The 13,780-nt window shown below is 62.0% G+C and carries 10 protein-coding genes and 1 pseudogene; 5 read left to right on the top strand and 6 right to left on the bottom strand.

The genetic code is table 11. The features are described 5' to 3' along the window. Nucleotides 1–2: 2 nt before the first annotated feature. Both D8896_RS03605 and D8896_RS03610 read right to left on the bottom strand, forming a co-directional pair. Entirely contained in the window at nucleotides 3–212 is a 210-nt protein-coding gene (locus D8896_RS03605) for a hypothetical protein (protein ID WP_240451997.1), read from the bottom strand. A gap of 102 nt (nucleotides 213–314) precedes the next feature. Continuing rightward, the gene (locus D8896_RS03610; RefSeq protein WP_121820727.1) at nucleotides 315–1,571 is read right to left on the bottom strand and encodes a sulfatase; all 1,257 of its coding nucleotides are present in this window, start codon (nucleotides 1,569–1,571) and stop codon (nucleotides 315–317) included. Nucleotides 1,572–1,712: 141 nt separating this feature from the next. On the opposite strand from D8896_RS03610, the gene D8896_RS03615 reads away from it, so the two are divergent. Then, the gene (locus D8896_RS03615; protein WP_121820728.1) at nucleotides 1,713–2,852 is read left to right on the top strand and encodes a glycosyltransferase family 4 protein; all 1,140 of its coding nucleotides are present in this window, start codon (nucleotides 1,713–1,715) and stop codon (nucleotides 2,850–2,852) included. A gap of 94 nt (nucleotides 2,853–2,946) precedes the next feature. On the opposite strand, the gene D8896_RS03620 is transcribed toward D8896_RS03615, so the two are convergent. After that, nucleotides 2,947–4,203, bottom strand: coding sequence for a glycosyltransferase family 2 protein (locus D8896_RS03620; protein ID WP_121820729.1), 1,257 nt, complete (start codon nucleotides 4,201–4,203; stop codon nucleotides 2,947–2,949). 467 nt (nucleotides 4,204–4,670) lie between these two features. Here D8896_RS03620 and D8896_RS03625 point away from each other — a divergent pair, with 467 nt between their 5' ends. Then, complete coding sequence (locus D8896_RS03625; RefSeq protein ID WP_121820730.1) at nucleotides 4,671–5,588, top strand: NAD-dependent epimerase/dehydratase family protein; 918 nt, start codon at nucleotides 4,671–4,673, stop codon at nucleotides 5,586–5,588. Nucleotides 5,589–5,622: 34 nt separating this feature from the next. Here D8896_RS03625 and D8896_RS03630 read toward each other — a convergent pair whose 3' ends face one another. The 3 genes and pseudogenes from D8896_RS03630 to tnpA all read right to left on the bottom strand — a co-directional run. Beyond that, nucleotides 5,623–6,822, bottom strand: coding sequence for a DUF1616 domain-containing protein (locus tag D8896_RS03630; RefSeq protein WP_121820731.1), 1,200 nt, complete (start codon nucleotides 6,820–6,822; stop codon nucleotides 5,623–5,625). A gap of 41 nt (nucleotides 6,823–6,863) precedes the next feature. After that, nucleotides 6,864–8,006, bottom strand: a complete 1,143-nt coding sequence (locus D8896_RS03635) for a hypothetical protein (RefSeq protein ID WP_162991420.1) — start codon at nucleotides 8,004–8,006, stop codon at nucleotides 6,864–6,866. A gap of 117 nt (nucleotides 8,007–8,123) precedes the next feature. Next, a pseudogene (gene tnpA / locus D8896_RS03640) lies at nucleotides 8,124–8,384 on the bottom strand (IS200/IS605 family transposase); the annotation flags it as partial. A gap of 53 nt (nucleotides 8,385–8,437) precedes the next feature. Between tnpA and D8896_RS03645 the strand changes: the two are divergent. The 3 genes from D8896_RS03645 (at nucleotide 8,438) to D8896_RS19715 (ending at nucleotide 13,755) form a co-directional block, all read left to right on the top strand. After that, nucleotides 8,438–8,593: a DUF2080 family transposase-associated protein gene (locus D8896_RS03645; protein ID WP_006067108.1), complete on the top strand. Its 156-nt coding sequence runs from the start codon at nucleotides 8,438–8,440 to the stop codon at nucleotides 8,591–8,593. After that, the gene (locus D8896_RS03650) at nucleotides 8,590–9,864 is read left to right on the top strand and encodes an RNA-guided endonuclease InsQ/TnpB family protein (RefSeq protein ID WP_121820733.1); all 1,275 of its coding nucleotides are present in this window, start codon (nucleotides 8,590–8,592) and stop codon (nucleotides 9,862–9,864) included. Before D8896_RS03645 ends, D8896_RS03650 begins: the two co-directional genes overlap by 4 nt. Before the next feature lie 243 nt (nucleotides 9,865–10,107). Then, entirely contained in the window at nucleotides 10,108–13,755 is a 3,648-nt protein-coding gene (locus D8896_RS19715; RefSeq protein ID WP_121820734.1) for a PGF-pre-PGF domain-containing protein, read from the top strand. Nucleotides 13,756–13,780 lie beyond the last annotated feature (25 nt).

A 13,780-nucleotide genomic window follows, 5' to 3' on the forward strand; every position in this document is an offset into this window, starting at 1 on the left:
AGTCACTCCTCCAGGTAGCCCAGAGACTGAAGACGGTTCTGGACCTCTTCGCCCGACATCGTCGATTCACGCGACTCGTCCCCCTCACGTTCGGCGCGGGTCACGACCTCCGAAAGCACGAACTCGGCGTAGTCATCCACGCTCTCAAAGTCCGTGTACTGAATGCGATCCTCGATTCGCTCGGCGACATCATCCGAAACAGTAATATCCATCATTGCTGAAACGCGCGTTCAAATAAATGAGTTCGTTGTAATGTCATGTATCTTGTTCCGGCTCTCACAGATCGATCGTTCCAATCCACACTCTTTACCCAATCACTCGGTGTACCCAAGCGCATTCAGCCGCCGTTCGATCTCCTCGTCAACGTCCTCCTCGCCGTTGATGTCGCCCCCATTCTCGACACGCACGCGCTGCTCGACGTGTGCTTTTAGCTCCGACCGTAACGACCGGTCGGACACCGCCGTGAACTCGATCGATCCGCTCTCCCGATCGCGTTCACAGAAACATGCTTCCTCACGAGTCCGTACCGCATACCGACGAAGGTGACTGTCATCGTCCTCACCGCGCGCCTGCGAGAACACGCGCCGGTCCTCGGCAACGTCCTCCAGCAGCGAGACGCCGTCCTCATTCCCGATAGCCCGCTCGATAGTTGTACCGACATCCAGCGTGCTTACGGGCGAATCCACGGTCCCGGTCGCACCGCCGGGGGGCCGCACGAACAGCGGCACGTGCGTGATCTCGTCGTGCAGGTAGCGCGGATGTTCGTAGTAGCCGTGCTCCCCGAACGCGTCGCCGTGGTCCGCAGTCACGATCACCAGCGACTCCTCCAGCAGTTCGCGCTTCCGGAGCGCGTTCAGAAACTTGCCGATCTGTTCGTCGTTATACCGAATTTCGGCATCGTACAAGTCGATGAGCAACTGCCGCTCCGCTTCGGTAATCGACTCTGGATCGTCGATCGCGCGCTGGTACAGCGATTGTGCGTCCCGACCGCTGAGTTCCTTGTCCGCGTACAGCGTCGCGTACTCGGCGGGCGGCTCGTACGGTCCGTGGGTGTCCATGTAGTGATTCCATACGAAGAACGACTGCCGGCTCTCCAGCGAATCGATCCACGACAGCGAGCGCTCGTTGATCTCCATGGCCCGCGCGTAGTGTCGGTTTCGCACTTTGTCGAGCGCTCGCTGGGCGAGCGCGATCAACTTGTGTTGTCCCAGATGAAGGTCGTCATCGAAGTGATCGAACCCCCTGTCGAATCCATACGCCCGCGAGACGAACGGATTCGAGTGGAAGCCGGCAGTCGCGAACCCTTCGTCGGAGAGCGTCGACGCAATGGTATCAGCGGCCAGGTGGTACTTGGCGTCGGTTGCCACGTCGGGATATGCCCCAGTCAGGAGGGCAGGAACCGCTTCACGCGTGTGGGAACTTGCACTGTACGCGTTCGTAAATCGGATGCTTTCCGCCGCGAATTCGTCGAGTGCGGGCGACGTTTCGCGATGGTAACCGTAACAGGAGAGATGATCTGCACGGAGCGCGTCGGCAGAAAGCAAGATGACGTTCTCCCAACGTTCGCTCATTGAGTTGGTCCAATCCATGGAACAGTATAGGTGTTACGTGAACGACATCGAGCTAGAATCGTAAATAGATATCAGGATACGATCTTCATTGTTGGTCAATACACCGAAAAGACATTATTCGAAGTCTCCGCATAGCCGATAATGCGCCTGGCGTTCGTGAGTAACGTCGTGTATCCTTTCGTGACTGGCGGTGCCGAAAAGCGCATTCACGAGATCGGCACCCGCCTTGCCGACGAGGGCCATGACATCACAGTCTACGGCCGGCATTTCTGGGACGGTCCCGAGGAAATAACTCACGAGGGGATGACACTGCGAGCGGTCGCCCCCGAGGCGGAACTCTACGAGGACGACCGCCGCTCCATCACGGAGGCACTGGACTTTGCGGCGCGAGCCCTCCCCTCACTCCGCAGGCGTCTCCGATGCGATGAACACGACATCGTCGTCGCGAGCGTCTTTCCGTATTTCCCCGTGCTCGCCACGAAACTCGCGAGCCTCCGTTCGGACACGCCGGTCGTCACGACCTGGCACGAGGTTTGGGGGAACTACTGGGAGGAGTATCTCGGCTACCTCGCACCGTTTGGGAAGTTCACCGAGCACATCACCGCCCGCACGCCCCAACATCCAATAGCGATCTCCGGGGTCACGGCTGACCGTCTCGCGACCATCGGTCCCGACCGCCAGAACATTGAGATCGTTCCCAATGGGATCGACACCGAACAAGTCAGAAATGCGCGACGGCCTGACGGTGGCTACGAGATCCTCTTCGTTGGCCGCCTCATCGAACACAAGAACGTGGATGTGCTCCTTGACGCCTTTGACGCAGTTGCCAGCGATCACGACGCCAGGCTGGGAATCGTCGGCGATGGCCCCGAACGCGAACGTCTCGAAGCAAAACGGGACTCTCTGTCCCACGCGGATCGCGTTGAGTTCCTCGGTTTTCTTGACGACTACGATGATGTTCTCGGACACATGCGCGCCGCCGGTGTCTTCACCTCCCCCAGCACAAGGGAGGGGTTTGGTATCACGTTCGTGGAAGCGATGGCCGCCGACTGTACTGTCATCGCTGCTGACCACCCGGGTTCGGCTGCGGACGAGGTTATCGGAGATGCTGGCTTCCTCGTCGATCCCACAGTCGAATCCTTGACGCGGACACTCGACGAAGCATTGCACGGTAAACGGCCACTGGCGGACCCCGTCGAACGCGCTCGCCAGTACGACTGGGATTCGGTTGCTAGCCGCGCTGAAACAGCATATTTGCGTGCCGTAGACGGTACTTGGTAACTCACTGAGCTAAGTTGAGCAGATATCCCCACCGAATTGAGAATCGATCCCACAGCGCCCATTTCAATGTCCCACCAAATCGTACAAAGACTCTCTATCCTTCCGCAACGGCACTCATGAAGAACGACGAAAACGTCATCTGTAGGCCCAATACGATCGCCGTGAACGCCGCGATGTCGGCAGTCAGGGTCGGGAGTGCAGCGTACCCGGAGGTCACCCACTCCAGAAGCAGCGACGCCGCATAGAGGCCACCGGCAGCAAACATTACTACCCCAACTGTCGCCCCCCACTCTAACGTCAGATTCTCCGCCATCCAGTTCGTCACCGGATCCGTCGGCTTCCGAATCGGGTCACCAGCGACCGTCGCGAACACCCCCAGACACACGACCTCGAACCCGACGATCGTGAGCAAACTCCCGACGATCATCGAGCGCGGGCCGAACGACGCACTCCCGAGCTCGACGCCGGAAAACGCCACCCCCATCACGGCCAGCCCGAACACGGTCAGCAAAAGCCCCGGCACCGAGAACAGGTAGCCGGGCGCGTTCACGAGCATGAACTTCACGTGCCGCCACCCGTCACGGAAGCTATCGAGCGTCGCCTCCCCCTCGCGCTCGTGGTACGTGATAGGGACCTCCTCGATCGTCAGGTCACGCGCGCCGGCCTCCATGATCATCTCGCTCGCGAACTCCATACCGTCGGTCTCCAGGTCCAGCTCCGCCAGCTTCTCGCGCTCGATGACGCGAAAACCGCTGTGGGCGTCGCTCACGCCGGCCCCGTAGAACACGTTCAGGAACTTCGTCAGCAGGGGATTCCCGATGTACTGGTGTAACGGTGGCATCGCACCGTCTTTGATTTCGCCTTCCAGGCGGCTCCCCATCACGATGTCGGCGTCGCCGTTGACGACGCCGTCAAGCAGCTTCGGGAGCTCCTCGAAGTCGTACGTCGTGTCGGCATCGCCAATGGCAATGTACTCCCCGCGGGCGTGGTCGAACGCGTAGCGGTAGGCGTACCCATAGCCTGGTTTGTCGGGGACGACGACTCGCGCACCCATCTCCCGGGCAATCTCGGGTGTCCGGTCGTCCGAGCTATCGCTGACGATGATCTCGCCGCGGATACCAGCGGCGGCGAGCGCGTTCTGAATCCGCTCAATGCACTCGGCGATCCCGTCCTCCTCGTTCAGCGTCGGCATGACGACGCTCAGGGCTGGTACCTGTGTGCTGTCCTCGTCGACGAGCAACTCGTCGGCATCTTTTGAGACCTGGTGGTGTCCGACTGGGTCAGCGTCTGTATCTACGTTCGGATCCCGCTGACTTGGCTGGTCCGGCTGTTTGTCCGCCTCAGTTGACATTGTTCATAGGTTGTCCTTCCGAGTGACCGGCGGCGACCCACATTCAACGCAAACATATCGACCGTCGACCGTCTCAGCAGCTGGCGCGTTGCAGTCAACGCACTTCACACCAGCGGCCCTGACCATCCGTGGATAGCGGCCCATGTATCTGTAGTATACACTGTACTTGTTAGTAATAAAACTATTCAAGCGTACTGACCGGAATAGTCATCATGAACGATCCGATACGGTCACAGACAGATCAGGCCGTTCCGTGAAACAGGTGTTTTCTATACCCGTAATGCGTTTTATCGGTATTCAGAATTGATAAATTACTGCAGGTTTGTAAACATTAACCCATAATACGACAACAATCCTATCTGATACATAATCAATACAATATATAATGTAACAGTATAATATATGTGGCCCGGGTGGTATTGACCAACATCAAACCTTTTCAATCTAGTTGGTGTTCTGATACATATATGCAGGACAAGCGCGTTCTCGTCACCGGCGGCGCAGGTTTCATCGGCTCCAACCTCGCAAACACGCTCGCGACCGACAACGATGTGGTCGTCGTCGACGACGAGTACCTGGGCACGCCCGAGAACGTTGATGAGTCGGTCGAGTACCACGACGTGAGCGTCCTCGCCGACGACCTTCCCACGGATGTCGACGTCGTGTTCCACCTCGCCGCGCTCTCCTCGTACGCGATGCACGAGGACGATCCGCAGCGTGGCGCGCGGGTCAACGTCGAGGGGTTCGTCAACGTCGTCGAGCAGGCGCGCCAGGACGGCTGTGACACCGTCGTGTACGCCTCAACGTCCTCCATCTACGGCAGTCGCACTGAGCCCTCACCGGAGGACATGCCCATCGAAGCGAACACGGGCTACGAGGCCTCGAAGCTCGCCCGCGAGCGCTACGCCGAGTACTTCTCGAACCATTACGACCTCACCTGTGCAGGCATGCGCTTTTTCTCCGTCTACCAAGGCTACGGCGGCGCGGAGGAACACAAGGGCGAGTACGCCAACGTGATCGCGCAGTTCGCGGCGGACATCGCCGAGGGAACCCCGCCCAAACTCTACGGCGACGGCGAGCAGACACGGGACTTCACCCACGTCGACGACATCGTCCGCGCACTCGAAACGGCCGCGGACCACGAACTCGACGGCATCTACAACGTCGGCACCGGCGAGCCCTACAGTTTCAACCGCGTCGTCGAACTGCTCAACGCCGAACTCGGGACCGACGTCGACCCGGAGTACGTCGAGAATCCCATCCCCGAGGACGTGTACGTCCACGACACCTGTGCGGACGCGTCGAAACTGCAGGCTGAAACCGACTGGGAACCGCAGGTCGACTTCGAAGACGGTATCGCGCAGGTCTGCGAGCCCTACAAGTAACTCCTTGACGGGGTGGAGGCCATCCCTGACGCACCTACGGGCGATACCGAGAAACAGGGATGCTCATAGTCCCTGCAACCGCAACTGCAACGGAGCGATCGCTCACTGAGGCCCCCGAAACATCACCAACGGCAGTCTCGGAGCGAGAAACCGCCGCAGTCCCGTTCGCCTCGGAGACATTCACCCAGAGGTGCAACTCCCGATAGGCGTTCTCGGGCGTCGGCTCGGCGGGCACGTCCCCACGATATAGCATGTACGTCAGCCGCAGGCGCTCGCCGGTCATCGTCGGCGTGACGTTGTGTGTACGGAGCCAGGTTTCGTTGTCCGCGACCTCGCCGGTCGAGAACTGGGAGAGATCTTCGCGTTCAACGATCCGGGTCGAGTTGTTCACCATCTCGACCCGGTGCATCTCGACCACCACCTGATACGTCTCGGGCTGGTGTTCGTGATTCCCAACGCCGACGACGATCTCCGCGCTCTCGCCCTGCGTGAACTCCGTTGGATACCCGTCGGCCACGAGGTCGCCGGTTTCGTTCTCGGTGAGCACGTAGAACTCCGAGAACGACTCGCCCTGTTTTGGGACGGCGACCGCGTAGCCCACGCTGCCGACCGCAAGCAACAGGCTGAGCACGAGCAGGACGTTCAACGCGGCGTCGGCCCTCGTATCCGGCTCGAACAGTTCTGCACGCGCCGTGGCAACCCACTCGCGATACGGAACCCGAAACCGCTCGTCCGCGGGCAGCTCCCAGCGCCGATGCGCCGCGACAGCAGTCGAAATGAGCGTGAACCCGCTGACACCCACGAGGATCGGCAGCAGTCGGATCCCCCACGGCGTGAAGTTCAACACCAGTCCGATGAGCGGGACGACGGCGATGCTGAGCCCGAACGACAGCGCTACCCGCTCGATACCGTCGATCCCACGGTCACGGGCCGTCGCGAGGCGGCCGTCGTCAGAATCGACTCCCGAGCCTGCGTCCTCCGCTCCAGTCTCTGCATCGGCCTCTTCGACCGGAGATGCCCCGGCCTCCGGGAACAGGGCCGCGATGAACGCGTAGCCGGGGACGAACAGGACGAACGGTAAGCCGAGAACCACCCGAAGCGGCGACTCCCGGACGAGGGGTGCAAGCACCACGAGGTTCGTGAGACAGACGAGCGCGACGACTCCAGCGAGATCGGCCGGCAGTCGCCGAACGGGAGCTGGCAGCAGCAACCGCCACTCCGCCTCCTCAGCCATACACTCGTCGTTAGTGAGGGGGCCCTAAAAAGCGTCCATTGTCACTCGCAACTCCGGCGGACAGCAAGCACCACCAGTGCAACGACCCCCAGGGCCGCGCCGGAGAGCCCCGGACCGGGCTGACCGCTCGTGTCGCTCTCGTCGGTGGACGTGGTCGACCCACCGGGCGTCAACACACCGTCGTCGCCTGTCGTCGAGTCGGTGGTCGTCGTGTTGTCGGTCGGAGCGTCAGTACTCGTCACAGTAGTCCGGGAGACCGTCGACTCTGTTCCGTTCGCCGTAGAGGTCAACGTCGCAGCGGTCGTCGAAGTCGTGGTCGTCGGTGTCGTCCCATCAGGACCCGAGTCTGTCGTCGTGGTCGCGGGGCGGGTTGTCTCTGATCCCCCGCCAGGAGACGAACCGCCGCCGCCATCACTCGGCGTCGTCGTCGAAGACGGTGTCGTCGTGCGGGCTTCTTCGACGGTAATCGTCGACGAGCCGCTCACGCCGACGAGCGCCCGCTCGCCGAAGGCGGTTTCGTCGATGCGAACGCCCGCATACAATGCGTACTCGCCGGTGGAGAGGTCACTGGCCGCGACGGTCACGACGTACCCGCTTTCGGTCTCCTGTGTCGCCGTCACGCGTGTTTCGCCCTCGCTGTCCGCGATGACCGCCTCGACGGAGTCGGGGGCTGGCACATCGCTCATCTCGGTTACCTCGACGGTCGCGTTGAAGCGCTCGCCCTCGGTGACCGTCGACGGTGCGGAGACCGACACGTCGTACCCCCGAACCACGAGCGGGTGGACCGTCTGATAGTTCCCGTCGTGATACACCGTGAGCACGTACGAGCCGGGCTCGTAGTCGGAGAGGTCGAACGTGAACGACCCGTCACCCGTGCCGCGCTTCGAGGCCTCGATCTGCTCCTCGCCGTTGTAGAGGTACACCCGGTACACCTCGTCCGGACCGGTCACTTCGACGCTTACAGATCCTCCGGGATCAGCCACCGAGACACCCGAAACGTCGAACGTCTGGCCCTCGAACGTGACCGTCCGGGACGGCGTCTCGATGCTGTCGGAGACGGACATCTCCCACGTCGCAGTGTCGGTCGCTGCCCCGGAATCGGCCACCCCCGAGGAGAGTGCCGGGCTGACCACTGCAACGAGAAGCACCGCACAGAACACGGCCGGGAGGGCGGCTCGATGCACGTCCCCAAACAGGCTCAATTCGCGCATAAGGTTTGTGGATCGAAGGATTTCAGTCTGGCAGGACGGTCTCGGTGACCCGACTTGTTCGGGCGACGCTCGTGGCTGTCCCTGGCTCTACATCTCCCGCGCCGTGATGCTCTTGACCGTCCGCACAATCTCGCCCGGCGCGTGCTTCGGATGGGCGGAGAGGAACAAATGTACGTGGTCGGGTGAGATGTGAAGCGACAGTATCTCGTAGCCATACTCGTTGCACACGTTGCAGAAACTCGCTTCCAGCGAATCCTCGATTGGTTCGAGGATGGCGTGGCGGTACTTCGGACACCACACGAAATGGTAGTTGACGTTGTACACCGTGTGATTCGACCGCTTCTCACCCATATCGAACCCACTCCACCAACATAGTTGAGTATATCTAAAGGATATACGAAGGTATGGTGAATCGCTTTGAAATCGACGGCGAGGAAGTTCTCGACGGCGAGGTCAAACCGTTCGGGAACAGCGCCCACGTCACCGTCCCTAAACGATGGCGTGGAGCCGACGTGAAAGTCGTCCGAACCTCAGAACCCACCGAACAAGACGAAGAATGACCAACTCACAGGCCCTCGTCAAGACGCTGGACTTCCAACTCGACATACAGAGTGACAACGAGGGTCTGCTGTACGACGCCACACTCGAAGCCCGCTCGGTGTACAACGAAACCATCCAGCTCGCCAAAGACGGCGTGGACTGGGACGCCATCCCCGACCGCGTGGCCGACGATACCAACCTCGTGAAGAACACGACTCAGCGCGTCGTCGCCAAGGCTCTCGGCGCGATGGAGAACTACTACGAGTACGACGACTTCGGACTCCCGAGTCACACCAAAGACGGTGCGTACCCGCTTCGAGCGAACTACGAGGAGGGGTACAACCTGTCGCTCACCGACGACGGTGACGTGGAGTTCCGTATCAGCGCGAAGCCGTACAAACACGTCAAGGGATTCCTCAAAGGGAGTGACGCCCATCTCGATATTCTCAAAACCGCACTCGAAAACGACGAGTGGAAGATTGGGACCGCGGAAGCCCTGTTCCACAACGACAACGCTGAGTTGCACGTCAATGTCACCAACACCGAGCAGACTGTTCGAGACAAGCAGGACTCCCGGACTGTCGTGGGTGTGGATGTGAACGAGGACAATGTAGCCCTCACCGCTCTGTCCGAAGACGGGGTTGAGGACTCGTTGGTTATCGACTTTCCCGAGATCAAGTTCGAGCGTCACCGCTACTTCACGATGCGGAAGCGCGTCCAGAACGCGGGGAAGGACAGCATCCACGACACGCTGGAAGGGCGTGAGGAACGGTTCGTCCGCGACAGACTCCACAAGGTGTCTCGGCATATCGTGGAGTGGAGCCAGCAGTTCGAGAAGCCGTGTATCGTCTTTGAAGACCTCAAAGAGATGCGCGACAGTATCGACTACGGCACACGGATGAACCGACGCTTGCACCACCTCCCGTTCCGCGCCCTCCAGTTCTATACGTCGTACAAAGCGTCGTTCGAGGGCATCCCAACGGTGTGGATTAATCCCGAGTACACCAGCCAACGATGTCCGATATGTGGGCATGCGGAGCGTGCGAACCGCAACAAGAAGCGGTTCAAGTGTCGGTTGTGTTCCCACCAAGACCACAGCGACCGTAGTGCAAGCGTCAACATCGCCGTGAAAGGCGTGAAGAAACTCGATTGGAATGTGCCTGCTCTCAACAGCCTTCCCCAAGTGCGGAAGGTGCGACGGCAGGCATCGGGGGCTGTGGACGCCCCGACCGTGACCCACCCGACCGTCCGAGGCTATCAGGCCGATGGTCGCGTGGGAGTGTCCGACTAACCCACGGGAAGCCTCGGGGCTTGACCCCGAGGCGGTTCACAGGTATCAGTTCGTTGTGTGCTGTACGAGGGTAGAGTAAACATTATGGGACCACAGTATGATTTGTCCATTATGATAACATATCTCGTCACGGTGGGGTCTGACTTGGGACAGGGCCCACCGAGCGACCGGAGTAGATCGACCGGCAGTGGTCGCCGGAACCCCGACGCCAGTACCGGTATTTCAGCGGTGGGGGGATAACTAATGGGTCGGTTTCGGACCGCCACGGTCCTGCTGTTCGCGACCGTGATGACGCTCTCGATGATGACGGGGGCGGGGTTCGCCGAGACAGCAGGCACCACGGCACCTGTCGACCAGAACGCATCGAACACGTCGTACGCAGTCATCCAGGGCGACACCTGTGTCGACGTCGCGGCGTTCGGCGACGGAACGGAGTCCGTCGAGGAGTTCTACGACTACACGGTCGAGGAGGACACGGACGGTGACGGGGACGACGAGGGCGTCTACAGTTCGCTCGGGACGCAGGCGCTCCAGAAGTCCCAGACGAGCCAGGTCCTGCTGTACGAGGGCACCGACGGCGTTAGCCTCGTCACAGTCCACGACGAGTACGGTGACGACGGCGAAGGAGCCCGCGTCTCGTACAACGTCTCCGCGTTCGACGAGTCGGGCTCCCTCATCAAGTCCAACTGGACCGTCAGGGATGACTTCTACAACGGTGCCCCATCCGAGGACTACGACGTGTTCGTCAACGGAAGCGGGAACTACGCCGCCTGGTTCTGGCTCGACAACCGAACCGACGGCGGCGCGCTGACGCCCGAGAACGAGGACGACACTGCCGGGTTCGCTATCCAGCCGGGGTTCAACGACGATATCCACTACCCCGACGAGCTAGACGACCTCGACGACAACGGCGACAAGCACCCCGACCCCGATTACGAGGGGGGCCAGATAGAGCAGTGGAACGTTCTCTCGAACGACGGCACCGATGACGGTGTCGCCACCGAGCTGAACATGTCCCAGAACGTGACGATCGTCGAGCAGAGCTGTGAGAACGTTCGGCGGGCTGCGCTACGGGACAAGATCGACGTCTGGGACCGCTCGATCCTGCCGCTGCGCGCGGACACGTCGAACGCCGCGACGCGGATCCCGAACGCCGACTGGCGTATTCAGAGCCCGGGCGGCGACGAGACCTCCCTGAACAAGCCGTGGATCGGCGTGTTCAACGAGAGCGAAACGATCACCGTCGAGTACGACCACAGCGTCACGCAACGAGCCTCCGACGAGTTCGAGGGCGAGTCCGTGACACTCGTCGCTGGGAGACTCGAACCCACCCAGGGCCGCAACCAGATCATGAACATGAACCTGGGGTCGCTGTCGCTGATGAGCGGGAGCGTCTCGGACATCAACGAGAACGTGACGTTCAGCGAGGTCGACGAGAAAACCCTGGACGCCGGCACGGCCGACGCGGCGTTCGACTTCGATCCCTCACAGTCCGGCCAGTACATGCTGCTGATGGCGAACGCCTCCGACGGCGAGGGGCTCGTCGTCGATAACGGCGACCTCTCCATCGACGGCAACATCACGGTGCTCGGGGTCGAGCAGGTGGCCGTCCAGAAGGAACCCTCCTCGGTCGACCCGACGACGATCGAGAGTCAGAACAACGTGACCCCGGGCACGAACCTCACGTTCGACGTCGACGCGGGCAGTTCCGGTGACCCCGTCGCCCACGCGGTCGCCGTCTACGACGAGGACACCGGCTTCGTCGACCAGTCCTTCGTGATCGACGTTGAGGAGCGCCCCTCGCTCGATTTCAACGCGACCGAAGACCTCCGGATCGAGCACTCGGTCAACGAGACCAACGGCGTGCTCCGCACGGAGGGCGACGTCTCCTTCGACGGCCGGGATTTCTCCGACGAGCGACGGACGGAGCCGATGAACATTCCGGAGCTGATAGCAAACAACGGGCCGCCGTCGACCAACCCCGAAACCGAGTACGTGCCCGCCGTGGGCGGGGAGCGGCTCGACGCCTCGATGACGGTCGTCAACGGCTCCGCCACCGAGACGATCACCGTCGAGACCCTCGGTAACTGGACGACGAACACCGAGTACCGCTGGGTCCACGTCGCCGTCGAGGAGGACGGGTCGACGATGTACACGAACACCGACGAGTTCCAGCTGTCGGAACCCGACGAGGCTGAACCGCCGGACGACGGAAACGAAACCGACCCCGACGAGGGTGACGGCGGTGGGGGTGGCGGCGCGCCGCCAGGCGACCTGCCCGACCCGATCCAGCAAGTCGAAACGGAGGTCACCGTGACTGACGGCAAGGCAAACGTCCAGATCATGCACGCCAAAGGGTTCGAGCCCGTCGAGATCGACCTCTCCTCGGCGTTCGCGGACCGCGAGGGCGTCCGGCTCGAAGGGATGTCCGTCGAGTTCGCCCGGGACACGGACTTCAACATGACCGTCGACCAGGGCCCCGAGGACGTGCCCTCGGTCCACGCGGGACAGTCCGACATGGAGTACTTCAACGTCTCCTATGCGGACGCACCCGAAACCCGGGAAGTGCAGTTCACGTTCACCGTCGACCAGTCGACGCTGGACGAGCAGGGCATCGAGTGGAGCGACGTGGCGCTGTACCGCTACAGCGACGGCGAGTGGCAGCAGGTCGAGACGGGAGTCATCGGGCCGACCGACAACGGTTACCGCTACCAAGCAACGTCGCCCGGCCTCTCGGTGTTCGCCGTCTCGACGGAAGAGCCCCAGGTAGCGCCGCCGAGCGCGTTCAGCGTCTCGGACGCGTCGCTCGACAGTGAGGAGATCACGGTCGGCGAGGAGGCGACCGTCAGCGCCACCGTCCGGAACGCGGCAGGCGTCGAGGGGAACTACACGGTGAACCTGACCGTCGACGGCGAGGTCGTCGACGAACGGACGGTTTCGGTCGGTCCCGGCGAGTCCACCGAGGTGAGCTTCACCCGGCAGTTCGACGAAGTGGGGCAGTTCCAGATCGGGATCGGCGGCATGAATGCCGGCGAACTCGCGGTCGTCGAGAGTCAGGAGACCACGACTACGACGACCACGACGGCCGGGCCGGGTGACGGAGACGGCGGTGCCGGTGACGGCGATGGCGGTGCCGGTGACGGCGATGGCGGCGGTGGTCTCGGCGGCCTGTTCATCGCGTTGTTCCTGATCGTGTTGCTGGTCGCCGCCATCGGCTACTACCTCGCACAGCGGGAGGACATCGACTTCTCCCCCGCGGACTTCACGGGGCGTCTCGAGGACGACGAAGACGACGTGCTCGACGACGGGTCGTCGTCCGCAGGGTCCGCGAGCGCCACCAGTGCCGCTGACGACGAAGACACGGACGACGACGAGAGTGGCGGAGACGACGACGGTGAAGACGGAAGTGATGGCGACGACGACAGCGACGGCGGTGACGGTGGGGACGGAGATGCTGGTGACGACGGCGGTGACGATGGAGGCGATGATGGCGGTGACGACGATGATAGTGATGGCGGCGACGACGGTGGCGGCGATGACGGCGGTGGCGACGACGGCCACAGTGGGTCCGAGATCGCGAGTCACGGAGAGAGCCGAGAATCCGCCCCTGACGGTTCCGAGAGCGACGAGGCCACGGCCGACGAGGGCGAGAACGCGTCGTCCGACACCGGCGAGTCGACGGGGACGGACACGCCAACCGACACCACGGCGTCGGAGCTGTTCGCCGCCGAGGACGGGAGCGACGACGAGGACGACGAGTCCGAGGCGGAGCGCTCGCCGGTCGAGGTCGCGACCGACATGTTCGACGAGCCGGAAGACGAGGACGAATCGGGCGGCGAGGAACTCGACGCGAGCGACATTCTGAGCGACTCGGACGACGGGGAGTCGTAAGGGGGACCCTTATCATCGTTCGGAG

Origin of the sequence: Halostella salina, from assembly GCF_003675855.1 — an archaeon.
GTDB lineage: Archaea > Halobacteriota > Halobacteria > Halobacteriales > Natronoarchaeaceae > Halostella > Halostella salina.

Excerpts from the sequence above, each read along its gene's own strand:
- D8896_RS03620 (WP_121820729.1), bottom strand. The coding sequence starts at position 4,203 with ATGTCAACTGAGGCGGACAAACAGCCGGACCAGCCAAGTCAGCGGGAT.
- D8896_RS03605 (WP_240451997.1), bottom strand. The coding sequence starts at position 212 with ATGGATATTACTGTTTCGGATGATGTCGCCGAGCGAATCGAGGATCGC.
- D8896_RS03625 (WP_121820730.1), top strand. The coding sequence starts at position 4,671 with ATGCAGGACAAGCGCGTTCTCGTCACCGGCGGCGCAGGTTTCATCGGC.
- D8896_RS03650 (WP_121820733.1), top strand. The coding sequence starts at position 8,590 with ATGACCAACTCACAGGCCCTCGTCAAGACGCTGGACTTCCAACTCGAC.
- D8896_RS03610 (WP_121820727.1), bottom strand. The coding sequence starts at position 1,571 with ATGAGCGAACGTTGGGAGAACGTCATCTTGCTTTCTGCCGACGCGCTC.
- D8896_RS19715 (WP_121820734.1), top strand. The coding sequence starts at position 10,108 with ATGGGTCGGTTTCGGACCGCCACGGTCCTGCTGTTCGCGACCGTGATG.
- D8896_RS03645 (WP_006067108.1), top strand. The coding sequence starts at position 8,438 with ATGGTGAATCGCTTTGAAATCGACGGCGAGGAAGTTCTCGACGGCGAG.
- D8896_RS03615 (WP_121820728.1), top strand. The coding sequence starts at position 1,713 with ATGCGCCTGGCGTTCGTGAGTAACGTCGTGTATCCTTTCGTGACTGGC.
- D8896_RS03630 (WP_121820731.1), bottom strand. The coding sequence starts at position 6,822 with ATGGCTGAGGAGGCGGAGTGGCGGTTGCTGCTGCCAGCTCCCGTTCGG.